Source organism: Lyngbya confervoides BDU141951 (assembly GCF_000817775.3).
GTDB lineage: Bacteria > Cyanobacteriota > Cyanobacteriia > Thermosynechococcales > Thermosynechococcaceae > Lyngbya > Lyngbya confervoides.
Window position 1 is genome coordinate 42,822 of record NZ_JTHE03000023.1, and the last position, 25,055, is coordinate 67,876.

At 55.4% G+C, this 25,055-nt stretch carries 23 protein-coding genes; 10 read left to right on the top strand and 13 right to left on the bottom strand.

Features of this window, described 5'->3' with window-relative positions:
• Positions 1-432: 432 nt before the first annotated feature.
• Complete coding sequence (locus QQ91_RS03505; protein ID WP_166280064.1) at positions 433-1,005, bottom strand: hypothetical protein; 573 nt, start codon at positions 1,003-1,005, stop codon at positions 433-435.
• A 148-nt stretch (positions 1,006-1,153) separates the two neighbouring features.
• Between QQ91_RS03505 and QQ91_RS03510 the strand changes: the two genes are divergently transcribed.
• The 3 genes from QQ91_RS03510 to crtL all read left to right on the top strand — a co-directional run bounded on the left by QQ91_RS03510 (position 1,154) and on the right by crtL (position 5,746).
• Positions 1,154-1,390: a hypothetical protein gene (locus QQ91_RS03510; RefSeq protein ID WP_166280067.1), complete on the top strand. Its 237-nt coding sequence runs from the start codon at positions 1,154-1,156 to the stop codon at positions 1,388-1,390.
• 313 nt (positions 1,391-1,703) lie between these two features.
• Entirely contained in the window at positions 1,704-4,085 is a 2,382-nt protein-coding gene (locus tag QQ91_RS03515; RefSeq protein WP_166280070.1) for a metallophosphoesterase family protein, read from the top strand.
• Positions 4,086-4,510: 425 nt separating this feature from the next.
• Positions 4,511-5,746 (top strand): lycopene beta cyclase, encoded by a 1,236-nt coding sequence (crtL, locus tag QQ91_RS03520; protein ID WP_166280073.1) that lies wholly within the window; start codon positions 4,511-4,513, stop codon positions 5,744-5,746.
• An 80-nt stretch (positions 5,747-5,826) separates the two neighbouring features.
• Here crtL and QQ91_RS03525 read toward each other — a convergent pair whose 3' ends face one another.
• The gene (locus tag QQ91_RS03525) at positions 5,827-6,189 is read right to left on the bottom strand and encodes a TMEM14 family protein (RefSeq protein ID WP_236096057.1); all 363 of its coding nucleotides are present in this window, start codon (positions 6,187-6,189) and stop codon (positions 5,827-5,829) included.
• Between the two features lie 174 nt (positions 6,190-6,363).
• On the opposite strand from QQ91_RS03525, the gene QQ91_RS03530 reads away from it, so the two are divergent.
• A complete protein-coding gene (locus QQ91_RS03530; protein ID WP_201277303.1) occupies positions 6,364-6,960 on the top strand; it encodes a hypothetical protein in 597 nt (198 codons plus the stop codon).
• A 230-nt stretch (positions 6,961-7,190) separates the two neighbouring features.
• Here the strand turns inward: QQ91_RS03530 and QQ91_RS03535 are convergent, their stop codons facing one another.
• The 6 genes from QQ91_RS03535 to QQ91_RS03560 form a co-directional block, all read right to left on the bottom strand.
• A complete protein-coding gene (locus QQ91_RS03535) occupies positions 7,191-7,880 on the bottom strand; it encodes a TIGR04282 family arsenosugar biosynthesis glycosyltransferase (protein WP_166280079.1) in 690 nt (229 codons plus the stop codon).
• A complete protein-coding gene (locus tag QQ91_RS03540) occupies positions 7,873-8,319 on the bottom strand; it encodes a hypothetical protein (RefSeq protein ID WP_166280082.1) in 447 nt (148 codons plus the stop codon). Before QQ91_RS03540 ends, QQ91_RS03535 begins: the two co-directional genes overlap by 8 nt.
• 186 nt (positions 8,320-8,505) lie before the next feature.
• Positions 8,506-9,771 carry a tetratricopeptide repeat protein gene (locus QQ91_RS03545; protein WP_166280085.1) on the bottom strand — a complete coding sequence of 422 codons (1,266 nt, stop codon included), beginning with the start codon at positions 9,769-9,771 and terminating at the stop codon, positions 8,506-8,508.
• A 19-nt stretch (positions 9,772-9,790) separates the two neighbouring features.
• The gene (locus tag QQ91_RS03550; RefSeq protein WP_201277304.1) at positions 9,791-10,090 is read right to left on the bottom strand and encodes a hypothetical protein; all 300 of its coding nucleotides are present in this window, start codon (positions 10,088-10,090) and stop codon (positions 9,791-9,793) included.
• Between the two features lie 809 nt (positions 10,091-10,899).
• The gene (locus tag QQ91_RS03555; RefSeq protein WP_166280088.1) at positions 10,900-12,042 is read right to left on the bottom strand and encodes a nucleotidyltransferase family protein; all 1,143 of its coding nucleotides are present in this window, start codon (positions 12,040-12,042) and stop codon (positions 10,900-10,902) included.
• Positions 12,043-12,162: 120 nt separating this feature from the next.
• Positions 12,163-12,927, bottom strand: coding sequence for a helix-turn-helix domain-containing protein (locus QQ91_RS03560; RefSeq protein ID WP_166280091.1), 765 nt, complete (start codon positions 12,925-12,927; stop codon positions 12,163-12,165).
• A gap of 420 nt (positions 12,928-13,347) precedes the next feature.
• Between QQ91_RS03560 and QQ91_RS03565 the strand changes: the two genes are divergently transcribed.
• On the top strand, positions 13,348-14,388 hold the full coding sequence (locus tag QQ91_RS03565) for a Fe(3+) ABC transporter substrate-binding protein (RefSeq protein ID WP_166280094.1): 1,041 nt from the start codon (positions 13,348-13,350) through the stop codon (positions 14,386-14,388).
• Positions 14,389-14,452: 64 nt separating this feature from the next.
• Complete coding sequence (locus tag QQ91_RS03570; RefSeq protein WP_166280097.1) at positions 14,453-15,955, top strand: UDP-N-acetylmuramoyl-L-alanyl-D-glutamate--2,6-diaminopimelate ligase; 1,503 nt, start codon at positions 14,453-14,455, stop codon at positions 15,953-15,955.
• A gap of 98 nt (positions 15,956-16,053) precedes the next feature.
• Here the strand turns inward: QQ91_RS03570 and QQ91_RS03575 are convergent, their stop codons facing one another.
• Entirely contained in the window at positions 16,054-18,333 is a 2,280-nt protein-coding gene (locus tag QQ91_RS03575; protein ID WP_166280100.1) for a glycoside hydrolase family 57 protein, read from the bottom strand.
• A 52-nt stretch (positions 18,334-18,385) separates the two neighbouring features.
• Here QQ91_RS03575 and gatA point away from each other — a divergent pair, with 52 nt between their 5' ends.
• Positions 18,386-19,834: an Asp-tRNA(Asn)/Glu-tRNA(Gln) amidotransferase subunit GatA gene (gatA, locus tag QQ91_RS03580; protein WP_166280103.1), complete on the top strand. Its 1,449-nt coding sequence runs from the start codon at positions 18,386-18,388 to the stop codon at positions 19,832-19,834.
• Positions 19,835-19,933: 99 nt separating this feature from the next.
• Here gatA and infC read toward each other — a convergent pair whose 3' ends face one another.
• Complete coding sequence (gene infC / locus QQ91_RS03585) at positions 19,934-20,437, bottom strand: translation initiation factor IF-3 (protein WP_166280106.1); 504 nt, start codon at positions 20,435-20,437, stop codon at positions 19,934-19,936.
• A gap of 258 nt (positions 20,438-20,695) precedes the next feature.
• Here infC and QQ91_RS03590 point away from each other — a divergent pair, with 258 nt between their 5' ends.
• On the top strand, positions 20,696-21,445 hold the full coding sequence (locus QQ91_RS03590; protein WP_166280109.1) for a dienelactone hydrolase family protein: 750 nt from the start codon (positions 20,696-20,698) through the stop codon (positions 21,443-21,445).
• Between the two features lie 74 nt (positions 21,446-21,519).
• Here QQ91_RS03590 and QQ91_RS03595 read toward each other — a convergent pair whose 3' ends face one another.
• The 3 genes from QQ91_RS03595 to QQ91_RS03605 form a co-directional block, all read right to left on the bottom strand.
• Complete coding sequence (locus QQ91_RS03595) at positions 21,520-21,720, bottom strand: hypothetical protein (protein ID WP_166280112.1); 201 nt, start codon at positions 21,718-21,720, stop codon at positions 21,520-21,522.
• Between the two features lie 549 nt (positions 21,721-22,269).
• Positions 22,270-22,641, bottom strand: a complete 372-nt coding sequence (locus tag QQ91_RS03600) for an alr0857 family protein (RefSeq protein WP_166280118.1) — start codon at positions 22,639-22,641, stop codon at positions 22,270-22,272.
• Positions 22,635-23,156, bottom strand: a complete 522-nt coding sequence (locus QQ91_RS03605; protein ID WP_166280121.1) for an HNH endonuclease — start codon at positions 23,154-23,156, stop codon at positions 22,635-22,637. The genes QQ91_RS03600 and QQ91_RS03605 overlap by 7 nt, the downstream gene beginning before the upstream one ends.
• 442 nt (positions 23,157-23,598) lie before the next feature.
• Between QQ91_RS03605 and QQ91_RS03610 the strand changes: the two genes are divergently transcribed.
• Together QQ91_RS03610 and QQ91_RS03615 are read left to right on the top strand one after the other, a co-directional pair.
• Complete coding sequence (locus tag QQ91_RS03610) at positions 23,599-23,928, top strand: hypothetical protein (RefSeq protein ID WP_250833245.1); 330 nt, start codon at positions 23,599-23,601, stop codon at positions 23,926-23,928.
• Between the two features lie 130 nt (positions 23,929-24,058).
• Entirely contained in the window at positions 24,059-24,955 is an 897-nt protein-coding gene (locus QQ91_RS03615; RefSeq protein ID WP_166280124.1) for a hypothetical protein, read from the top strand.
• The last annotated feature ends 100 nt before the right edge of the window (positions 24,956-25,055 follow it).

A 25,055-nucleotide genomic window follows, 5' to 3' on the forward strand; every position in this document is an offset into this window, starting at 1 on the left:
TTAGTCCATGGATAACCCGGACAGTTGCCCCTAAATTAAGGGGGCTAGCTGATTAATGAGTATAATCAGAGTTGCTAAAAGCAGGATTTTACAGGTGATACATTACTTAGCCTTAAGCTTAATTTCACTTAGAAATAAATTTAAAGATTCTTAGGATAGAACTCTGTGGTTTTTGTAATTCCGTCTTTGGAGGGATCTGAGACAAGGCGGCGGCGCATGACCCACAAGTGATAGATCAGCGAGTGATAGATCAGTTAATGTGTGAATTCAGTCAGTCAGTGATGGATGGAAGCTCCTCCAGCGAGGGAGGGCTGCTTTAGGGAGAAGTTAATCCGGGTGAAACCTGGTTCCAGGTTTGGGGGGACGGTGCATCAGGCGAATGCCTCCCGCAGATTCTGCGGGAGGACTTAAATGACGAAATGACGGTTACTTTTAGGGTTGAGATTGCCCAGTGGGCCCCTCGGAACTGGAGGGGGTTGGGTTACCTTGAGACGGGTCTGAGGAGCTTTGGGGAGGGGTTTCCGGTTGTGCGGCCCTGCCTGGATCGGTCGAGGAGGAAGAGGGGGGGCTGCTGCCAGAGTTGGGAGCTGTTGGGGGAGCGGTATTGACGTCAATGGACGTATTGACCGAGGGGGAGCCGTTGGATTCGGGAGCGTCGGGCGGCTGGGTCTCGGTGCTGGGAGAGGCGCTATCTGTATCAGGCTCTGTAATGGTGACGTTGATGTTGGGGGGAGATGATTCAGCGGCGGGCTGCTCCTGTGTTGGCTCCTGGGGAACGGGAACAGGGACAATATTGGTGCGATTGCTCTGGTCGAGCAGATACCAGATAAAGGCCCCCAAGCCTAGGGCGATCGCTATGATTACACCAATGGTCAGCCCCAGGGTTAAGCGGTTATCTTCGCGATTTTGGCGGTTGGCATTTCGGTAGCCAGACCTGTAGGCTGCTTCACGCCGGGCTTGGGTGTCATCGGAATGGGGGGGGGCGGAGGGATGAGAGTCTTTCATAGAGTTAAAGATTGGGGTAAGTCTTGGATAACACGTTGATAAGCCAAGCAAGGATGGGGAAATGCCCTTGCTACCTTGTGGTAGGAGCGGAGCCCTGTTCATAGGTAAAAACAAGAACAGGGAGGGCCGAACGATCTTTTGATGCAGGTTGAGAGGAGGCCTCGCGGCTGATCCAGAGAGCTGTACCGGTCAGGAACATGACGGCAACGACAGTCGTACCCATAAAGACCCCCAAGATATTGTCACGGCGCTGACGCGCCTGGAGTACCTGAGCACGCTTGTGATCAAGGGGGGGGAAATGACTGTGATTTCTCACTGTAATGTTCCTCAAACCGACATCAAACAGCTTTGGCCTTGGGAGGCAAGCCTACAACTCACCTATTGAGGGCTCCTAAGGGAGGGAGGAAGTGATTGTCTCCTAAAGCCAAGGGCAAGGGATTTAACATCCCATCCGGCGGAACCGAATCTGACTTGGACGGGACAGCCCCTCAAAGTCGCGTAGATTAGGTAACCGTTTCTGTTTCTAAATTAATGGAGCGGATCGCCGATGCAAATCCATATTTTGGGCGAAGATCGCAACGGAGGAACTCCTTCTAAAGAGAGAGTCTGTCCCTGAGAAGCTCCCCAATTGGAGCAAGATCGAGAGGAAAAGATTGGTCTATACTTAGCTCAGCCCTATTGCAAAAAGAACGATCCCCTTGGCTCGAAAACGGTACTTTGGCGATCGCCTGGCAGAAATTCCCTTCTTGCTTGCCGGACCCATACTACGTCAGGTGAACGTAACGTCGGTTACCGTCTGGTTTGCAGCTCGACAGGGGGTGGCCGGAACCCTCAGCGTTTATCCCACGGGGGACGGCGGAACCAAACTTGGACCGCCAATCCTGCTAGGCTACGGCCAGACTATTCAGGTGGGATCGGCGCTTTACCTGTGTGCCCTTACCGCCACCGGGGATGACCCCCTGCAAGCCGGTCAACTCTATGCCTACGATCTGGCCTTGGATGGAAATGATGTTCATGTGGATTCTCTGGCCCAGTATTTTACTGGATCAGATTCCGTGAGCTATTTTAATCACGGCCTGCCTACCTTTGTTCTTCCTCCAAGGGAGGTTAAAGATCTCAAAATTGCCCATGGATCTTGTCGGAAACCCCATGGTCAGGGTCAAGACTCCCTACCGCTGCTTGATCAACTCCTGGCCAGGCATGCGGCGACGCCACAGGATCGGGTGCAGCAGCTCTTTTTCACCGGTGATCAAATCTATGGAGACGATGTGGCGGATGCGCTGCTTTGGGTGGCCACCGACGTCGGCGATATGCTGCTGGGCTGGACGGAAGCCCTGCCCATCCAGGACCGAAATGCTGACTCCCAGGACGAAGAAACCGTTTACGAGTCCTATGCCCTCAGGCCGGGGGTGCGCTCCGATATTGCAGAGCATCAGGCGGGCTTGACCGCTACCCTTGGCAAGGGAGAGGAACGGGCCAACAGCCATTTTTTTACCTTTGCAGAATATTTGGCGGCCTATTTGCTGGTTTGGTCTCCAGCCCTCTGGCCTCAGCAGTTTCCCGCAAAGGCGGAGATTCGAGGCCAGGTGAGGGTCATTGATCGCTGGAGCCAGGATGTCGAGATTCTCCAGTCCTTCGTGGCAATGCTTCCCCAGGTGCGCCGCGCGCTGGCGAATGTAGCCACCTATATGATCTGCGATGACCATGACATTAGCGATGATTGGTACTTAAATCGAGAGTGGTGTGAGCGCGTTCTGGCTAAGCCCTTGGGGTATCGAGTTGTGTTTAACGGCTTGATGGCCTATGCCCTGTGCCAGGCCTGGGGCAATACCCCTGAGCAGTTCTTGCCGGGGCAGCCCGGTGAAAAGCTACTGGCCGCCATCGAGCGCTGGTCAAACAGCCATGGCGAGGATCAAGCTGCGGCCCAGGCGATCGCTCGCTATCTGGGCATGCCCGATCAGACGGTTGGAGAGTGGTTCTGCCGCGATCAGGATGTGAAGATTCTGAACCGTCATCCCGATGCCTTGCGCTGGCATTTTTGGGTGCGCAGCTGTGGCCATGAGGTGCTGGTTCTCGATACGCGCACCTGGCGCGGGTATCCAGAGGGCAAGGGCATTGCCCCGCCCATGCTGTTGTCTCCTAGCGCCTTTGAAGAACAGCTAGAGCGTCCCCTTTCCCAGAGTGCTAACCCTCCACCTCTGACCTTTGTGGTGTTGCCGACCAACCTAGTGGCCCTAACGGTGGTGGACTGGGTGCAGGAGTGGGACTGGTGCCGCGATCGCGTGTTTACCCATGATGTGGGAGATTCGTGGAACTTCCACGAGGTGGCCTTTACCCGACTTCTCCTCACCCTGAGTCGGTATCGACAGCGGCTAATCATTCTATCCGGGGATATTCACTACAGTTGCGCTGTGCAGATGCAGGTGTGGCCCCAGTTTGGGAAAGCCCTGAGCCACCCGCAGTCACAGCATCAGGCCCCCTGCACGCTAGTGCAGCTCACCTCCAGCGCCATTAAAAATGCGGAAACTTCCACCCATGTGATTCACACCAAGCTGAAATCGCTGCTGCCAGAGCCCTCTGAGGACTGGTTAGGTTGGCGATCGCCCCCAACCTTGTTGGAGGTGGTGGTGCAAGACGGCTACAGTTCCCGGCGTGTGAAATCCTTGCCTGCCGAAGGTCCCTACTGGTGCCCGACCCAACGGTTTTGGAGCAGTCACGGCAATGATTGGATTGCCTGGCGCCTCCTGCCAGCACCGGGAAGTTCTCCTCCAGACTGGCGGTATCGACTCCGTTGGCTGCGGCGTCAGGCTGCTGTGACCACGCCCTTCCAACTACCGGAACGTCCCCAGGTGTCTTCTCTCTCTTGGATCTGGAGTAATCGCTGGTTTCAAGAAGGCCCGGAGGTGATTGGCCACAACAATTTCTGTCAGGTGTCGTTTCAGATCGAAGCGGGTGAATTGAGGGTGGTTCAAGATAGCTATTGGTTGGCACCCTGGCATCCAGGGCAGGTGGTGAGCAGTCGCTTTTGTGCATCCATTGGAAATCAGACGGAGCAGCCTTTGCCCTCTCGCGACGAATGAAACGGGAATCATCCCCACTGGTCTAGTCCAGTCTCCTTGCTGATCGGTCGATGTCGCTTGGAGGGGGATCACAGAGCGCGCATTGTCGAGAGACCGACGGTAGAGAACGCCACAGGGCCTGGGGGGCAGGGGAAAGTGACCCTTTGTGGGCCCCCACCTTCACATGCTGGGAAACCTGAGCGTATTCTTGTATTCTTATTCACGTAGCCTTGTCTCCGCGCTCCCTTGGCCTGATACCGTCGCCGGAGGGCCTCCTTCCCCGGTGATTCCCTGGAGGCTCATGCCTAGAATATGGGGCTCAGCAGCGGATACCCAAAAGAGGATCCGGCTCCCCCCAGGGATGACGGTTGTGCAGGGTTTTGCTCCCTGGAGGGCTCCTTGCTGAGCAATAATGGAAATACGGGAGTTTGCAAGGACGGTAGCAAGTGTTTGATGCGTTGGTGATTGGGACAGGGCCAGCGGGGCTGACCATGGCGGCGGCCCTCTGTGCCAGGGGACTGAGTGTTCAAGGTCTTTCTCCAAAACCCCCCACAGAACCCTGGGTGAACACCTTTGGCATCTGGGAAGATGAACTTGACGCTTTGGGGTTGACCGGTCTACTTTCCCATCGCTGGCCCTACAGCGTTTCCTATTTCTCCCAGGGGGAAGTTAATCACCAGCGCACCTATGGACTGCTCGATAAACGCAAGCTACAGTCCTACTTTCTCGAGGATTGTCAAAAACATGGGGTCCGCTGGCATCAAGGCCATGCGGCCACCCTGGATCACCATTCCCACCACTCCAGCGTCACCACCCACGAAGGCGACCAGTTTCAGGCCCGAGTCGTCATCGACGCCAGCGGTCATCAGCCGGTTTTTGTGAAGCGATCGCTGCGCAAGACCACCGTGGCCTACCAAGCGGCCTACGGCATCGTGGGTCGCTTTACCCATCCCCCCATTGCCCAGAATCAGTTTGTGCTGATGGACTATCGTTCCGACCACCTTACGGCGGCGGATAAGGCCCAAGATCCCCCCACCTTTCTTTACGCCATGGATCTGGGCAACGACGTATTCTTTGTGGAGGAAACCTCCCTGGCCGCTGCCCCCCCTGTTGGCTTTGATGTCCTGGAGCGTCGCCTGCATCAGCGGCTTCAGGCCCGAGGGGTTGAGGTGGTGGAAACCCATGAAGTGGAGCGCTGCCTGTTTCCCATGAATCTGCCCATGCCCGATCTGCGCCAGCCCGTGATTGGATTTGGCGGGGCCGCCAGTATGGTTCATCCGGCCTCCGGCTACATGATTGGATCGCTCCTGCGGCGATCGCCCGATGTGGCCGATGCCATTGCCATGGCTCTTGTGATGGGCAATCCCTCTCCCCAAACCCTTGCCCGATCAGCCTGGAAAGCGCTTTGGCCTCAGGATCAGCTCCGTAAATATTATCTCTATCGCTTTGGCCTGGAAAAGCTGATGCGCTTTGAAGAAGCTCGCCTGCATCATTTCTTTGAAACCTTCTTTAGCCTGCCCCAGGAACAGTGGACCGGCTTTTTAGCCAACACCCTCACCACCCCAGAACTGGTCCAAGCCATGATCCACCTCTTTGCCCTTGCTCCCAACGATGTGCGCTGGGGGCTGATGAAGTTTGCCGAGCGCGAAGCGCCGCTGCTCTGGCGTTCCATCACGGCCTAGCCACTGAGGTCCACAGGATTCTTGATTTCTGGCTGGTATTGATTTCTGGCTGGAGCGTGCCGCCGCCGCGATACATCCCCTTAGCTGCTCCCTAGGGCAATTAGGGTGGCGACCCCAAAGGCGGTCATGAGACCCGCGGGCATAAATTTGCGCGTTTTGAGAAGACGAACGATAAAAACAATGACCAGCAGCAGGCTAACGGCGATCGCTAACCACAGGCCGCTCTGCTGTTGTTGCAGCTGCAAACCCGCCGCCACCAGCAGCAGCGTCCCGCTGATGAGACCGGAAATGAGAGAAGGCTTGCTGTCGGCCTGTCGGTAGCCTAGGATGCCACCCACTATGGCCAGCAGACCGTACACTGAGGTAAATAGAATTCCCACCATGGCAGTTGCCTCCTGGGCTACAAAGGCTGGGCGGAGAAATTGGGCATACCCATTGGGCATTAACCTGATTCCGATTTTATCGATCTGTTGCCGCCACTTTTAGCGTGGAGAGTAGAAAATTGGCCCGGTCCACTATCCCCCACCCCTCAGCTGAGATGATAGCGTTAAGGAGAGGGCGGTCGCTGGGCAAGTGAATGCCCCGGTTTTCCTCGGAGGCCTGTTGCGATCTCTATCATGCGTATCCCTATTGTCTTGGCGACTCTTGTTGCCCTAACTGCCTTAATTTTGCAAAATCGAACGCCCGTCTTGCAGCTCACCTTTTTGGGACTGCAATCGCGACCGTTCTCCCTAGGGCTTTGGGCGGCAGCGGCCCTGGGGGTTGGAGTTGGATTGGGGCTGTTTCTACAGCTGTTGTTCTTGCCGGCCAGCCGCGCCAGCGGACAGAATGAGCGATCGCCGCGGTCGGATCGGTTCTCTCGAAGACGTCGGCCTGCTGCGGCCCAGTCCTCGGGCACCCAAGCCGGGGGTTGGAATACAGGAGGGACCTCCTCCTGGAGTGAACAGGCAGAACAGCAAGAGGCAGAGGACCGGTTTTGGTCAGCCCCAGAAAAATCGGTGTCCCCAAACCCACGTCGCAGCCGAGAATCTGCCGCCGATTTGGATCGCCCCTCAGCAGAGGCGGTGCCCTCCCCGCCGAGTCCTGATCAAACCATTGTGGATGCTGAATATCGGGTGGTTTCTACACCCTACTCGCGCCCGAACCAGGATTCTGACGAAAACTGGGACGAGTTTGATGATGACTTTTTTGATGAGGTGGTGCGAGACAAGTAACCCGCACTAGTGATCTGCACCAGTGACCTGCGTCGGCTCTACCCCTAGGCTTCAGGCCTGGGTGTCGCAGGAACCAACCTCGCCGGCCGGGTTAAAGCTGGGGCTGAATCGGCTGCCGCTAGTTGACTGCAATTTCGGTCAGCTCCGTGATTTGTACCCGTGGGCAACGGGGAATGGAAAAGGCCTGTGGAGTCGGGGTGACGGGGAGTTCAGTCATGAATTCTGGCCAATTAATCTGGGCCAAAGTCGGTGTCAGGGGTGAGGCTGTGGGCCGCGCAAAGGTTTAGCGTAAGCTGGACGTTCGGGTTTCCCTGGTTTCGCTGGATAAAGGCGCTCAGGTCAGAGGCCGTGTCCACATCGAACCAAACCGGAAGCTGATGCACTGGAACTGAAGCAGCTTTCAGGCGTTTCAGCGTTTCCTGGTAGACCCTTGGGGTGCTCCAGGTCATATTTTGAAACACTTCGGGCCTAAAACCATCGCGATGGAACCCCAGGGTGTAGTAGCCTCCATCCTCGCTGGGGCCAATCACCCCTCGCCCCTGGGCCAGATGGCGCCATGCCTCTTGCAGCATGGAGAGGGGCACATCGGGACTATCGCTACCGAGAATGAGCAGCTGCTTGTAACCTAGCGCAAATCCGCATTCGAAGGCGCGCTGCATCCGTTGACCCAGGTCCCCCTCTCCTTGATAAAACAGGCGATCGCAGGTGAGCCAGGCGCGAATCTGCGGGGCTTGGTGAGCCGGGGCGTAAAACACCAGAATCGGGACCTGCACTGCTTGCAAGGTTTGGTAGAGATCCAGGCCAAAGCAGCGGTAGAGATCACAGGCGAGATTGTCGCCAATGCGTTTCCCCAACCGGGTTTTAACCTGTCCTGGCTGGGGCGCCTTCACAAATAGCAGGATGGCACGGGAGTCAGACACGCGGGACCATTGAGGATCGCTGCTGCCCCAAAGCATAGCAGAGCAGCGCTTCTAGCTGGCGGGGTTTGCAACTGTAAAGCTTCCCGGCCTGGGGAGAGCGGAAGTACCAACGTCCTCCCCAGGGCGATCGCTGGTAGCCCAGAACCCAGCGCTGACCGTCGGCGTTGAAGACGGCCACAAACTCAGGATGCTTCAGGTAACGCGCATCGAGCTGCACGCGCAGACCCAGATCCTGCTGTAGCGACTGGCTTAGCCCTTGATTCAAACGGCGTTGAAAAATTCCGCGATCATGTACTAACCGTCGGCGCAGTCGCAGGGCGGCCGCTTGACGCTGCTGCTCGTAGCGGCTGCGGTGGCGCAAATATTGCTCGTCTACAGGAGACAGTTCCACCGTGGCAAGAACGGCATTCCGAGAGGAGGGGGGGATCAGGCATTCCATAAAAAACTTTCCCTAGGTTCAGGACAACGCTTGGACGGCAGGCGGCACCAGTGATTGGGAGAGAGTGTTGCGCCCTTAAATTTGCGCCCTTGAATTCGCCCGTTGATGCCGGGGCACCTTGGATTGAATTGGTACAATTGTACTGTACCGGGCGAAAGCTTCGTCGTCAAGTTTTTCTATGGATATCTAAAAATCCAGGTTCTGCTCCAGATTGTGGATGACGGACTCCAGGTACCACTCCTGAGATCGGCCTGGATATTGATGCTTCATGCGCTTAATCATCCCCTCTGCGAGATCGCGGTTGCCCCCGATCAATCCCAGCAGTCTTTGATAGAGGCGATCGCCAGGAGAGGATGCGGCGGCGGCGGGAGCCTGGGACTCCAGGGCTGCTAGCTGGTTTTGCACCCGGTGATATTGGGGCCAGTTTTCCTGGGCGCAGAATAGGGTCATGGCGCGCTGATAGTCGGCGATGGCCTGGGGACGATCTCCGATGAGGGCGTAGGTGTTCCCCCGATCAAAAAAGACTTCGGGGTTTTCGGGATGGCGGCTGAGGGCTTCGCCATAGTCTTCGATGGCGCCCAGGTAATGCTGCATGGATCGATAGGCATTCCCCCGAGCGACGTAGGTCTCGGCATCTTCTGGACTCAGACTCAAGGCCTGGTTACAGTCAGCAATGGCCCCCTGGATATCTCCTAGCTGCAGTCGCGCCTTGGCGCGACTGCGGTAAACCAGCGCGTCCGTAAACTGGAGGGCCAGAGCCTGATTGAGATCCGCCATTGCCCCTTGCAGGTTGCCCTGCTTGAGATACACGAGCCCCCGGCAGCAGTGGGCGCGACCATCCTGGGAATCGGCCTGGAGAATCCAGTTGATATCCTCCAGGGCCTGTCGGGTATCGCCCTGCTGCGTAAGGGAAAGGATGTGCTGGAAATAGTCCTTTTCGCCTGGGGTTGGGGAGTGAGGGTGAGAAGAGGGGGGACGGATAGTCTGGGCCTGGATCTGATCAATTTTGTCCAGGCAATAGCGAGCGCCATCCGGTTTGTCCTGGGCCAAAAAGAGTTTGGCGGCGGCCTTATAGTCTGCGATCGCCTGGCGGGTTTGGGCCTGGCGTTCGTGCAGGGTGGCGCGCAGCTGGTGGGCTGCTGCGTAGTCGGGCTGCTGATCCAGAGCTGCGTTGATATCTGCTAAGGCTCCAAGGGGATTTTTGAGGGTGAGGCGAGCCAAAGCGCGTCCATAGTAAGCCTGGGCATGCTGGGGATCAAGCGCCAGGGTTTTGCCGTAGTCGCTCACCGCCTCGTAAATTTGTCCGGCCTGAAAGTGGGCCTTTCCCCGCTGAAAGTAGGCAGGGGCATCGTGGGGATGGCTCTCGATCAGTTGGGTCAAGGTGGCGATCGCTCCGGTATAGTCGCGGGCTTGGATCTGGGCCAGGGCTTGGGTCCATAGAGAATGGGTCATATCCTGTTGCTGAGTCTGTCTAAGAGTGAGGATGAACTCGGTCCCCTTGCAGTGGAGGGCGGAACACAATCCAGAGGAGAATGCCAAGGGGCCAGAGGATAGCCACCATCAGCGCCACCCAAAACCCCGGTTTGCCCCGCCGGGTTGCGTCCCGGTAGGCCCAAACCAGGCTGCCAATAAAGGCCCCCAGGAGCAGCAAGTAAAAAAGCAGACCGATCACCACACCCACTCCTTTTCTGGCTGCCCCCATGATCAGGGGCGTTAAAAAGAGCAGCAGTAGACCGATCCAGCGTTTGCGGACGGTTAATTTAAATCCCATTACTTTCGCCTCCTTGCGGGTTCTGTGCTGGGGTCAATGGGTTGATCATCATGGGTTGATCATCATGGGTTGATCATATTCGATGTCTCTGCTGCAAGGCGCCTGCAAAGGACGGGACTGGATTGAAGTACGCGGATAGCGCTGAAAGCCCAGGGTTTGTTCGGCCAAGGCGCTATAGGGGGCATAGCCCAGATCCTGCGCCAGGGCCTAATCAGCGCCTCATCCTGAGTGGCGGTATGGTAAGTCTGGAAGGCCTCAAAAGACCAGACAATGGCGTCCACCCTATTGTCCTGGGGCTGACTCCCGCCTCTGAAAAGTATTGGGCAGCATCCCGTGATCCAGGGACTGAGTAAAGGTCTGAATCCTCTCTCAGGCCATGTCCCCTCCTCTGGTGCTCGCCCCGCAGGTTCATCGTTGCATCGCGGACCCAATCCCCAACCCAGGAATGGCCAACAATGATCGTTTGTCCAGAGGGATGGTTGACCAGAGGGAGCGATGGACCATGAACTGATTTGCAGCCAGCACCAGCTGTTGAATCCAGGAGGGGAATGGGACCCTAGATCTGGGGCCGATTGAGCCATAAGGGGGTGCGAGGGTTGTTTATGGAGCCCTTCCCAGCAGCCTGAGTTTCTCTGGGTGAATGGCTGAAGTCAGGAGACCTGCACTCCCCTGTGGATTGCGCGTTTAAGCGAGAGGCAGTCCCGGCAACGATGGCCTGTGTGGATCAAAAACGGGGCAGGGGAAAGAGGGCGTTTGAGATCCAGTCAGCGGATCGGAAATGATCGGTGGCGTCCGGTTGTCGAAAAATCTTAGGCCTCTGGGACCGCCACGGTAAACTGCGACTGGGGAGGATCCTGCCTAGCATCTGTAATTAACCAGTCCAAGGAGGCTGCCTTAACATCAATGGCCATGCCTGTCTTATCCACACAGTAGCGGCCAAACACCAGCTTATCCACAAGCCGCACGTCTGGCCCTAACCTGGAATATTCAAAGATGACGCTATTGTCGACAATCGCGCCGCCGCAAATGTGACAGTTGGGGCCAATCATGGCAGGCCCAATGATCTTGGCATGGTCTTCAATTTTGCTCATGCCGCCAATGTAGACCGGTCCCTGAATATCAACCTTATCCCAGTTCACGGCCACATTGATGCCGGTATAAACGCCGGGCTTCACCTCATGGCCTGGGATCTTAACGTTTTTAACTTCACCCTTTAGCACGCTGCGAATTGCCTGCCAGTAGTCCGGCACCCGACCAATATCAATCCATTGAAAATCCATGGCGATGCCGTAAAAAGGAGCTTGCTTTTCCACCAGTAGGGGAAATAAATCGCTGCCAATGTCAAATTTTTGTCCCGAAGGAATATAGTCCAAAACCTCAGGCTCAAAAATGTAAATCCCCGTATTAATGGTGTTGCTCAGGGCTTCTTCCACCTTCGGTTTTTCCTGAAAGGTTTGGATTCTGCCGTCTTCGTCAGTCACCACTACGCCATAGCTAGATACCTCAGAGGCTGGTACCGACTTCATGATCACCGTGGCAATTGATCCCTTGGCTCGATGCCACTGGACGGCTTGGGTCAAATCTAAATCAATGAGAGCATCGCCGCAGAGCACCACAAAGGTGTCGTCAAAGAAGGGGTGAAAATCTTGAATCCGGCGCATGCCCCCCGCAGACCCTAGGGCTTCACCCACCAGTTGACCATCCTCTATTTTTCCTTCAAAGGAATAGGCAATATTCACGCCAAAGCGCTGACCATCCCGAAAGTAGTTTTCAATTTCAGCAGCGAGGTGACTAATGTTCACCATAATCTCCTGAAACCCGTGTTGGCGAAGCAGTTCAACCAGAAACTCCATCACTGGCTTTTGCAGAATGGGAATCATGGGCTTAGGAATGCTGTAGGTAATTGGCTGAACGCGAGTTCCCTTACCCGCAGCGAGAATCATAGCTTTCATGCGTGAGTCAAATGATGGAGCCTGAACAAATGCGAAGGTATCAAGGCTACTTTAACAGAGTCTCTTGTCGGGTTTAACCAAATCTCATGCTCCAAGGCAGCTTTAATCCAGCAACCAAAATTAAGAAGTCACCAGAGTAAAAACCTGACCGTCGTAGAGGATTCGCTTAATGCCTCTGGCGCTCAACAGAGGATAGGTTTTCTCCAGTAAATCGGTGTTGGGAATTTTAACGACGCGCTGGGATCGGCGTAGGAATCGACTCGCTAGCTTGTGGTTCGAGAAGACAGGCAGGGTTTGGGCAGATTCCTCTTCCTGGGGGACGGCCCCGAGTTCCGAAAAGTCCTTGAGGGGTCGGGTAATCAACTCTGAGGCTCGATCTACCACCAGGTAGCACTGCTTGGGCAGGTCGGCATCGTCAATGGGCAAGACCTGCAATGGCGCTGATCGGCTTCCCGTATCCGCTGAGGACTCAGCCTGTTGAGTTCCATTTCCAGGGATGATGATGTCCTCCTCCTCCTGGGCGCTCAGCACCGAGGGGGCTTGCTTGGGGTCAGGCAGCGTGGGCTTGGGAGAGAGAGCCCCATCCTCTGGGTCAGGCGATACCCTGCGGTGGCGTGTTCGACGCGATCGCTTTGAGGGCATCTCAGCCTGGGAGTTCGCGGATGAATTGGCAGATGGAGTGTGCTTTTTGCCCTGCCGCGTCCCCTGTCGCCGCGTCACGATTGCTTCGTACTCCTCGGGCATAATCTCTAGCTTGAGAATTCGCCGTGCCGTTGATACGCTCACCCCAAAGCGTTCCGCTAAATTGGTAATGGTTTCAGATGTCTCTTTAAACAGTTGAATCAGGTCTTGTTTATCTGCGGCCGAGAGTTTGCTTCGAGTCATGCTGATTGGGTGACGGGATAGGTTCAAAGGTCGTCTGAATAACCCTAGAGTTTATCTATTCTATTATTCATGCCTCGGTTCTGTGCAGCTTTTTGAGACGAATCGAGATCGGTTTGCCCATTGACTTGGGCCTCTGCTGGAGCAGAGGAAACGCCAGTTAGACCCTAGCTGGTTAGGCGTAGCCGCGAGGGCGTCGGGCCTACAAACGAAATTATTTATTAAAAACCAGGGTGGCGAATCTCCCGCTGATATGCGCCGGTGATGGACATTCCTTGACATAGATCCTTTGAGATACCAGTGATTTCAGGATTTTTCATCTCCCTGCAAAAAATTTCCATTGACAATGAAGTCACGATATCTGTATTTTTTAATCAAGAATGATTTTCATTAAAATTAGATTGTCCAAGGCTTTAGTGATTCATGCGCAGATTCTACCAACAACTTTTTCTGGCGATCGCGGGTTCTGCCCTGTTGGCAGGCTGTGGAGGAGGTTCCAATAGCTCCACAGAACCAGTACTCTACGTCTATTCAGCGCGTCACTATGACACCGACACTGCGCTTTACGATAGCTTCACCGAGAAAACGGGGATTCCCGTGCAGCTGGTGGAGGGAAAAGACGATGAGCTGGTGGCTCGCCTCAAGGCCGAGGGCGTCAATAGTCCAGCGGATGTCTTCATCACAGTGGATGCGGGACGGCTCTGGCGGGCAGATCAAGACGGTCTGCTCCAGCCTGTGCAGTCGGAGGTTTTGACGGAACGCATTCCAGAAAACCTGCGCCATCCCGACGGGGACTGGTTTGGCCTCACCAAGCGGGCAAGGATTTTGGTTTACAACAAAGACAAGGTTAAGCCTGAGGAACTGTCCACCTATGAAGATCTCGCCCAGCCCAAATGGAAAGGGCGGGTTTGCGTCCGTAGCTCTTCGAATGTTTACAATCAGTCCCTGATTGGATCCATGATCGAGTCCCGTGGCATTGAGGCAACCGAAACCTGGGCCAAGGGACTGGTGGCCAATTTTGCGCGGCCGCCCCAGGGAGGCGATACGGATCAAATCAAGGCGGTTGCAGTCGGGGTGTGTGATGTGGCGATTGTGAACCACTATTACGTGGCGCGGATGCAGCAGTCGGACGAGCCTGACACGCAGGAGATGGCCAGCAAGGTTGCGATCTTTTTCCCCAACCAACAGGATCGCGGCACCCACGTGAATATTAGCGGTGCGGGGGTCACAGCCAATGCTCCGAATCGGGAAGCGGCCGTGCAGTTTATTGAGCATTTAACCAGCCCTGAGTCTCAGGCCGTTTTTGCCCAGGGCAATGATGAGTATCCCGTTGTGGCCGATGTTGCTCCTCCCCCAGAATTAGCCCAGTATGGAGAATTTAAGGCGGACTCCATTAACGTGAATTCCTACGGCAAAAATAGCCCGGAGGCCGTGAAGCTGGCTGACCGCGTTGGTTGGAAATGATGGAACGCCATTCCAATTTGGCGAAACTCCCGGCTACAATGGCGTCAGTTTTTGGGATGAGGCCATGGTCAAATTACGGGACTTGCTATTACAACTGCCAACGGAACTGTTTCTCTGCGCGGATTGGCAATCTTCCCAGCACCCAGGTTTAGACCAAACGGTCACCGGATTGTCAACGAACTCCTTTAACTGCCAGGCCGGTGATCTGTTCCTGGGAATGCCGGGAACCCGAGTCGATGGCGGCGACTTCTGGGCCAGTGCCCTGGAGCAGGGCGCGATCGCCGCTCTGGTGTCAGCTAGCGTCAAGCTGCCGGAGAATGGGGACGCTTGCGTGATCCCCATGACCGATATGGGGCGGGTTTGCGGGGAGGTGGCCAATCGCTTCCACGATCGGCCCAGTCGTAAGCTGCAGATGGTTGGCGTGACCGGCACCAACGGTAAAACCACCACCACCCATCTCATCGACTACTTACTCCAGCAGGCCAACGCACCGAGCGCCTTGCTCGGCACCCTGTATGCTCGCTGGCCTGGGTACCAGGCCACCGCGACCCACACCACTCCCTTTGCGGTGGAGCTTCAGGCTCAACTGGCTCAGGCGGTTAAGGCTGGCTGTCAATTTGGCGTGATGGAGGTTAGCTCCCATGCCCTGGATCAAGGAAGAGTGCAAGGGTGTGAGTTTGCTGTGGCTGTGTTTACCAACCTGACCCAGGATCATCTGGACTATCACCTGGATCTCGATCATTACTTTGAGGCAAAGGCACGCCTCTTCTCTCCCGCCTATTTACGGGGGCGAGCCATCATTAATGGCGATGATCCCTATGGTCAAACGCTGATCGCTCGTCTTGATCGCAGCCTTGTCTGGACCTATAGCACCCAATCTAAGGAGGCGGACTTGCACTGTACTCAGCTGACCTATCATCCCGATGGGGTGGAAGGCACCTTGCACACGCCTCAGGGCGACCTGGATTTTCGCTGTCCCCTGGTGGGAGAGTTTAACGTGGCTAACTTGCTGGCGGCAGTGGGCGCGGTGCTGGCCTTGGATCTGCCCCTGGAGGGGATTGGGGCGGCCCTGCCCCACTTTGAGGGGGTGCCGGGACGGATGCAGCAGATTAAGGGATCTCCTGGCCAGGACATTGGCGTCATTGTGGACTATGCTCACACTCCCGACAGTTTAGAAAATCTGCTGAGGGCCGCTCGCCCCTTTGTGCAGGGAAAAATGATCTGCGTGTTTGGCTGTGGGGGCGATCGCGATCGCACCAAGCGACCCTTGATGGGAGGGATTGCCGCTCGCCTGGCGGACCAGGTGGTGGTCACCTCCGACAATCCTCGTACTGAAGATCCCCAGATGATCCTCAACGATATCCTGTCCGGGATTCCGGAATCAGTCACGGCGCTGGTGGAAGTGGACCGCCGCCGGGCCATTCAACGGGCCATTGACCAAGCTCAGCCGGGCGATACCGTCTTGATTGCTGGAAAAGGCCACGAAGACTATCAAATCCTGGGCACCGAAAAAATTCATTTCGATGACCGGGAAGAAGCCCTCGCTGCCCTCGCCCAAAAATACTAGGGAGCCAACCATCGCCCTGGCCCTTTGTTTGAAGGGCCGGGGTCTGGAGAGCCAGCGGTCTGAAGAGCCAGCGGTCTGAAGAGACTGTTGAACCTCCCCTAAGGCACGTTGAACGGAATCAGAGCGTCTTCTGGAAGATGCTCAACAAACTCGCCGTTATGCCCTAACACGGCCAGCACATTCACGTGCCAGTCTGGTTCCACCTCTAAATCAGACCAGGGAATCGCCACCTCCAGACAATCCTGGAATCCAAGCTGAATCTGTTGTGATCGTCCATGCCACTGGCCATATTCCCCGGCCTCCTCTAGCCAGGTTTGTTGTGTGGGTAAATAAAAGCCGGCATGGTGGCGAAAGCGATAGTTGACCGGGGCGGTGTTGGGCACCTTGCTCAGGTTGATAGGACTGGTATAGCCCATCTGGTCACTGTAGTACCAGAACAAATGCACTTCATTTGGATCGCCGTTCCCTGGCTGAATCCCGGCCTGAAAATCGAACCGGAAATAAAAGTTGAGGTGGTCTAGGCCATACCAGAGTCGCTGGATGGGGCCGCTGCGATGCATGGTTCCTCTGGCCCCGGCAACGGTGACGCGCCCTGCGTGATCCCAGTCCTGCTCGTCGGCAATGCCGGTAATCACGGGATGAATAAAGCTTTGGGGTCGCATATTCTCTGCCCGATCATGTCGCTCCAGAGGATGGTGCAGCGCCTCGGGGATATCCTCTTGCAGCGCTTTATACAGGGCAATCAAATGTTCTCGGAACAGCTGGTCAAACATGGCATCGTGATTGGAGGAATGTCCCTCCCCAAACCACCAGAACCAGTCGGATCCCTCAGCGGCGTAGAGCGCCTCCCAAGCGTCTGGGTTCTGCTCCTCGGTAGCCTCAGGATGATGGGCTAGGACCTGACGCGCCTGCCCGAGTAAATCCCAGGCGCGATTTTTGACCGGATCGCCAATCCAGGTGGTAAAACTCCCGTCTACCCAGGATCCACTGTGGAGTCGGTCCGCTGGCAGAACCTCCCTGGGCGGAGATTGATCCAAATATTCCGACACCGTGACCAGCCGAATTCCCTCGTGATCGCTCAGCTGCTGGTAAAGATTTTCCAAAAACGGAATCCCATCGCGCTGATAAAACTCCCAGCAGTTTTCACCATCTAGGGCGATGGTGACCAGCCAGGGCTGATCCAGGGCGATCCCCGGCGGGGACGTCTCCGATCTCGCTGCAGCGGCTTCCTCCGACGGAGAATCCGCCGACTGTCGCTGCTGAAGCCGATGGGCAATGGATTCCAGGTGTCCCACCAGATCGCTAGCGGCGGCTTGGGGGTCCATGCCGCTGTAGGAAAATCCAACGAGATCGGACAGTCGATGGTCTCGGAACACAATGGAGAGATCTCCCGTGGGGGTTTCCAGGCGATAGGGCTGGTAAAGGAGCTCCGGTTCAATGACGTTCCCAAATCCGTCTCGGTGGAAGAAGTGCTGAAGGGTCCAACCGAGAACTGCTTCATCGGAGCAGAGCCACTGGAACCCCTGCTGGGCAACGTAGGGCAACATTGCTGGACTAACAGACTGCTCTGAAGGCCAAAGGCCTCGGGGCTTGCAGCCAAAGCGATCGCAGTACAGGTCCCAGGCTTTGCGCAGATGGCGGGGGATATCTTCTGCCCACTGAAATCGCTGATCAGGGAGCTTCATGTGGGGGACGGCTACCTGTCCGGCATCGGTGTCGGCCAGCAGCGGCAAGATGGGATGGGTGTAGGGGGTGGTGGTCACCTCCAGCTGGCCTGTCTCTTGCATTTTGCGGTGTTGCGGCAGAATTCTCTGGATAATTTCCCGGTGCTTGGCGATAATGCGCTGGCGATCGCCCAGGGTGAAATCCTGCCCTTGCTCAAGCCAGGCTGCCACGTCGGGATCCTCCCAAAACAAGGGATCAATCCAGGCCAGATTGTGCCATGCCAGCAGATCGCCAAAGTCGCGATCGCTCCAGTGTTCAAGGCACCATACCTTTCCCTCCTGTTGACATTGCTGGTACAGCTCGTCATAGCGCGGATGGGGGGCAATGAGCGTATGGTGCTGCGCGTCAAAAAAGCTGTCAATGATAAATCGCTTCTGGTCCGCCGTGAGCTGTTCCGTGGGGGTCAGGGTGACCGTTAAATAGGGATCAATGGCCGATCCCTGTGCATAGTCCTCAAGCTGCATGATCAAAGAGGGCACAAGGTTCACGGTTTGATGAAGCTTGGGATATTTTTCCAGCAGCAGGATCAAGTCCAAGTAATCCTTCGTGCCGTGGAGCCTAACCCAGGGCATGTTGTAGCGTCCCGTAATCCGGCTTTTGTAGAGGGGTTGATGCTGATGCCAAATAAACGCGACGTAAAGCGGGTGTGTCATAGGTTCTCTGTATACTGAAGGTTGAAAAATCTAGGAAAAAAGGATCAGCGGCATGGCTTCCATTCGGGAGTTACACCAACAACTCATCACGAAAGCCCAGTCGGCCACGGAATTGACGCAAGCCGCCCTGGATCGCATTGACACATTGGAACCTCATTTGAAGAGTTTTCTGAGCGTGACAGCTGATCATGCGTTGGCGCAGGCAAAACAAATTGATCAAAAAATTGCAGCGGGAGAAGAGATTGGGCTGCTAGCCGGCATTCCCGTTGGCATTAAGGATAACTTATCTACGAAGGGAATACCGACCACCTGCGGGTCAAAAATTTTAGAAAATTTTGTTCCACCCTACGAATCTACGGTGACCCAAAAGCTTCAGGCGGCTGGAGCAATCATGGTGGGCAAAACAAATCTTGATGAATTTGCCATGGGATCTTCCACGGAAAATTCTGCCTACCAGCTCACGGCGAATCCCTGGGACCTAGAGCGGGTTCCGGGCGGGTCCTCGGGGGGATCGGCTGCTGCCGTGGCCGCAGAGGAATGCGTGGTGGCCCTGGGATCGGATACTGGGGGATCCATTCGCCAGCCCGCCTCTTTTTGTGGCGTGGTGGGAATGAAGCCCACCTACGGGCTTGTCTCCCGCTATGGCCTGGTGGCCTATGCCTCTTCCCTAGATCAGATTGGCCCCTTTGGTCGCACCGTCGAAGATGCAGCCATTTTGCTGGGGGAGATTGCAGGCTATGATCCCCGCGATTCCACCAGTCTTAAGGTCGAGATTCCAGACTACAGGCAGTTTCTCAAGCCCGATCTCAAGGGGAAAACCGTGGGGGTGATTACGGAAACCCTGGGGGAGGGCCTGGATGAATCGGTGGCCCAGGCAGTGCAGGCGGCCATTGCGCAACTCCAGGATCTGGGCGCAGCGGTCCAGGAGATTTCCTGCCCCCGTTTCCGCTATGGTCTGCCCACCTATTACATCATTGCCCCCTCGGAAGCCTCGGCGAATTTAGCTCGATACGACGGAGTCAGGTATGGATATCGCGCTAAGAACCCGGAGGATCTGCTGCAAATGTATTGTGAAACGCGATCCCAGGGCTTTGGAGCCGAGGTGAAGCGGCGGATTATGATCGGCACCTATGCCCTCTCCGCTGGATATTACGATGCCTACTACCTGAAGGCGCAGAAGGTGCGCACTCTGATCAAGCAGGATTTTGAGCGGGCCTTTGAATCGGTGGATGTGCTGGTCTGTCCCACCTGTCCCACCACGGCCTTTAAGGCGGGGGAGAAAACCGCTGATCCCTTGAGCATGTATCTTTCGGATTTGATGACCATACCGGTGAATCTGGCGGGACTTCCTGGCTTAAGTCTTCCCTGCGGGTTTGACCCGCAAGGGCTGCCCATTGGTTTGCAACTCATTGGCGATGTCCTGCGCGAAGACAACGTGCTGCACGTGGCCTACGCCTACGAACAGTCCACAGACTGGCACCAGCGATCGCCCCAGCTTTAGGCTGAGTCTGCGCCTGCGATCCCCATGAAAAACCTGCTGTTCTCGGGAAAAGCAGGTTTTTGTTCATCCTTTGGAGATAGCGGTGAAGGTGGAGATCGATTAGGCAGAAACCATCTGGAGCACCAATCCGCGGCGGTCGAGGGATTGAACCTTGCCGATGTTTTCCAGATCGTCTTGAATTCGTGACAGCAGCTCCACAGCGCGATCGCGGTGCTGATGCTCTCGACCCCGCAACCGGACCTGAAATTTCACCATATTGCCATCGCCGAGCCACTTCTTGGCCAAATCCACCCGTCGACTGTAGTCTGCATCGTCAACGTTGGGACGCAGCTTGACCTCTTTTAGGCGGGTCTTGGAACTTTTACCGCTGTTCAGCCGTTTCTTCTGTTGATAGAGATGCTTCCCATAATCCATAATCCGGGCCACGGGAGGTTGGGCCTCTGGGGAGACCACCACGAGATCTAGCTGTACAGCCTGGGCCTGCTTGAGGGCGTCCGAGGTGGGGATCACGCCTTGATTGGTATTGTCTTGATCAATGAGCAACACGTCAGCTGCCCGGATGTTGTGGTTAATAGGATGAGCAGGCTCAGCCTTTTTCATCATCGGTTTTACAATTCGTCTAACGATAGGAACTTCCTCCAAAAACTACTTGGAAATGTGTGAGAACTACTGTACAAAGACCGGGAGCGACAGTCAGTACTCCAAAGGGCTTAACCCAAGGTTCACCCATGGAAATATTTCAGTGCAGGTCCCAGTTCAAGACATGTTTTCTGATATCACTATAACAATTCCTTCGCTCCTGCTTCGATCCAGGTGCCGCGAACTGCCCTCCTTGCCCTTGCAAGATTGCTGAGGATATCTATGACTGATTTCAAAACCCTTGCAGAAATTGTCACAATTCAAAATCAGGAACTGGCCATCGAGTCCTACCAGGTCAAGCCTGTGGGGTCTGGTCCTTGGCCAGGGATTATTGTTTTCCAGGAAATTTTTGGGGTCAATGCCCACATTCGCTCAGTCACACAGCGTATTGCCCAGCTTGGCTACGTAGCCATTGCTCCTGCCATCTACCAGCGTCAGGTGGCAAATCTGGAGCTAGGCTATTCTGAGGCGGAGGTGCAGCTAGGCCGTCAATATAAGATGAATACGCGGGCTGAGGAACTCTTGAGCGATACCCAGGCCACCATTACCTATCTTAATCGTCTGCCTGAGGTTCGATCCGGCTGTATTGGCACCCTGGGTTTTTGCTTTGGAGGCCATGTGGCCTATTTGGTGGCGACCCTGCCGGAGATTAAGGCCACGGCTTCATTTTATGGTGCTGGCATTGCCACGATGATCCCCGGCGGGGGTCCGCCCACGGTTACCAAAACCTCAGAAATTCAGGGCAGGCTTTTTGGGTTCTTTGGCACCCAGGACCCGAGTATTCCCCAATCCGAGGTGGATTTAATTGAGCAGACCCTCCGGCTTGAGGGCGTGGACTTTAAGATTTTTCAATATCCTGCGGGGCACGGATTTTTCTGCGATCAGCGCCCCAGTTATGATCCTGAGGCAGCCGATGATGCCTGGCACCAGGTGCAGACTCTGTTCCAAGAGACCCTGCTTCGCGACTGCTGAACTGGAGTATGTCCTCTGGAGTTATGCCCTGTGGAGTATGCCCTGTGGCCCTTGTTGCGACAGAGGCCTTGGATCTAGGGGTTGTGGAGTTGATCAACGGCCTCTTCCGTCTTCTGGTTGTAGTTCTGTCGGCGTAGCTTGGGCAGCATGTCGAGTAAGGTGGATCGTGCCGTCAGGCTGTAGTCTGCTAGGGGATCGGGTAACAGGCGATCGCCCACCGCGATAAAGATCCCTGTTAGAATCACCAGTCCTATGGCGGTTGTTTTGTTCAACATCCGGTCCTCCTTGGTTCAGTGCGGTGTGCAATGGACTGCCTTGGGATACTGGTCAATTCTTTCCCAGGGGCTTGTCAGAATTGTGCAGCCGTTGGCGATTTACCGTTGACGTGGACTGTGGCGCCACAGGTGAGGGACGCTGACCAGCAAGCCTGACCCCATTCCGGCAAACGCTGCAAGCTGAAGGTCATCGAGACGTTTTTGGAACTCGCTCTGCATTGCACAGGGGGAGATTGCTGGGCAACGTTTCAGTTCAAAGTTTGCACTGATGGCCCCAAAACCAGCGCCAATGACCCCCATCCCCAGAACCAAAAGGCAGGCTTTCCGTTCTGCGCTGAGGCCTATGAGCTTGGATCGCCACCGGGATGGGCCATCCTTGATCCAGGTTGGATTGAGCCTTGGCATCGGTTTGTTTTAGGGTTGTTTTAGGGGTTACAGCATTATTCAGCTTTAGGGTTCCCCAATTTTGAGGAATCTTAACAGTCCGGTCAGGATAGGGTGCCGTTGGAGTCATGGATGGGGCAAAATCCTGAGTGCCTGGTCATGATCCTAGGCCACCTGCAGTTCAGAACCTTCCCAATAGCTTTGTAAGAGCTGTTCAGTTTGCTGGCTCAGGGAAGCCAGAAAGATTCCTGATTCCGTCTCTGCAGTTGCAGCCAGCCAGTTTCCTGTTAAGGTGACTTCAACACAGTCTGGATCAAGGACTGAGGTGGTGATTGCCGGATCGGACTGGACAACCCGCGCTAGAGCCTGATAACCTTTGGCCTCCAGGGTGAGGAGAATCGTTGCCGAGCTCGGTTCCAGGTAGAAGGATTCACCCAGGCTCAAGGCCAGCTTTAGACGCTGACCTATGACGGATTCCAGGGTGTTCTCAACCCGTTCTAGAATCATTCCAGTTTCCGTGTAGATTAGTTTCAACATGGCGGGGTCTCTTTCCAAAATTGCTCAGCAAAGGCAATGACCGGATGCCGGGGGGCGCGGGGGGGCTGTCTGAGGATTAAGGGACTGTGCTCTAGGATTTGATTTCCCTTGCGCCCATTACAGGAGGCGCAGGCGGTAACCACGTTATCCCAGGTGTGCTGTCCTCCCCTTGATCGAGGAATCACATGGTCAAGGGTCAGGTCCTTTCGACTTCCACAATATTGACAGGTGTTCTTGTCCCGACGCAGGACTTCTCGGCGGTTGACTGGCGGAACCTTCCAGGTTCGTTCTGCACTCTCCAGGGTGAGCCGGATATGCTCAGGCACCCGCAGCACGAACCGGGGCGATCGCAACTGCCACTCATCCCCCTCAAAGTTCAGCGGTTCAGCGCGTCCGGTTATCAGTAGGCAAGCTGCCCGTTTTAAATTCACACGGGTAATGGGCAGGTAGTTTTTAGAAAACAGCACAATGGGTTTCGCGACCCGGATCGAAGGCTGTAGACGGGAGACGTTCATGGGTTTATGGCAACGAAAAAAATAACCCCGCTTCTGGTGATCCGGAAGCGGGGGTTAAACTCAATGTTTGGAACCTAGAGGCCAGAGGATATAAAGATCCTGGGCCATCCGCTTCGAGGTTGATCCGATTGATGGAAGAGAGTTGGGAGACTATTCCAGCGATTGCGCTTGACTCTGACCATGCCAGTCTGTTCCGCAATGGCGGAGATGACTGTTGCAGATATGGCTGAGCTTAGATATGGCATTGGAAAGCAGTTCATGAGAGTCACCCAATCATCGGAAATGAGTTAGGGGGGAATCCGTTAACGGTAATGGGCTAACGAAAGTCTGTTCAAAGAATTACCAAAGCATTACCTTTGAAGGCGCTGTATTTTTTCGCCTAACTCATACTACAGATGTAGTATGGAAATGTCCACCCCTTTGGTAAAAAAAGTTTAAACCCGTGTCCCCATCCACCTCAACCTCCGACATGCAGGTTACCAGTATTCGCTTTGAGCGATCGCTAATCGACAGGCTCAAAACCCTGGCGGGTCAGCAAAGCTATCAGGCCTTGATTCGAGAGATCCTCTGGGATTATGTGCAGCAGCAGTCCACTGGCCTTAGGCGATCGCAGTTCCGGGCAATCATGACGGCGATCGCCCAGCAAGAACAGGTTTGTGCCCTGACGGGAACCACCATCCAGGCTGGAGACAAGATGGGTTTGGGACTGCTCGGAAATGGGCAGCTAGTTCCAGTGTGCTGGGATGTCATTCCTGATCAAGCGGGCAACTGATCAGCAAGGCAACGGGTCAAGCGGGCAACCGTTGAGGCGAGAGTTCTATCTCAGGCGAGAGTTCCATATCAGGGCAGGGAGATCATTCCCGTTAGAATAGGGAAACCCTGCTTCCCATGGAGTTTCTGCGATGATGATGCATCTGAGAACTGCAATGATCAGCCTGGCTAGTGCCCTTGTCCTGGAGGCTAGTTTTGGCCAGATTCTCATATCCGCCCCCGTTGATCGCCCCCAAACCTGCGCGGATACGGGGGACTTGTCTCCAGCTCAATCCACTCGGACGGTTCGTTTCGATCAGTTTGGCATTGATGTTAAGATTCCTTCTAATTTTCGCACCATGCTGCGCAACGACGGCAGCGTTGCAATTTTGGCCCCAGGGGATTTTAACCTGATTCAGTGTCTGGCCAAGGGGATTCCTGTCCAGGGCACGGATGCGATCGCGGCCAGAACTCTGCGCCTGCGCCCCAATCCCAAGCAATTGTCGGTTCAAGACTTGGCGATGGCGCTCAGCGCCTCAGCTCCCGCTCCCAAGGTGACCCATCGCAGGGTTAACGGGATGGACGTATTCGTGCGCGAAGATCAAAGCCGGCTGCCCGTGGCCTATGCTTGGTTCCAGCCCCCAGGTATTCAAGATGTGGTTGAACTGCAGGCCCCCGAACTTTCAGATTTGCTGGATCTGTTGAATCAAACTCAGTTTGTGGCGCGTGGGTCGGGCTCCTCCTCGCAGATCACAGCCTCCCAAGCTCCCGTTTTGGTCGCCCTTGCAGCGGTTCAAAACCAGGGCTATTCCATCAGCAGCTATAGCGAACAGATTGTGCGGCAAAACGATAGTCCTGAAAATCCCCTGCGCTCCACCGTGACCATCACCCAGGAGGGGCTGCTGGATGACTCTGTGGCCGGTCAGCAGTTTGTGGTGACCTTGGAGAGGGGGGCGGCCTCAGGCTGGACGGTGGTGAATGTGCTGAAACAATGGACCTGTCAACCAGGGCGGGGGCATCAAACCTATCTTCCCCAACCTTGCCTGTAATGTGTGGGTGTTTTGTGTCGAAAAGGCCACCAATTTAATCCGGGACAGAATGCAGTGTGGGCATTTGAGGCTGTGTAAAATTTTTGTATCGTCTGGCTTG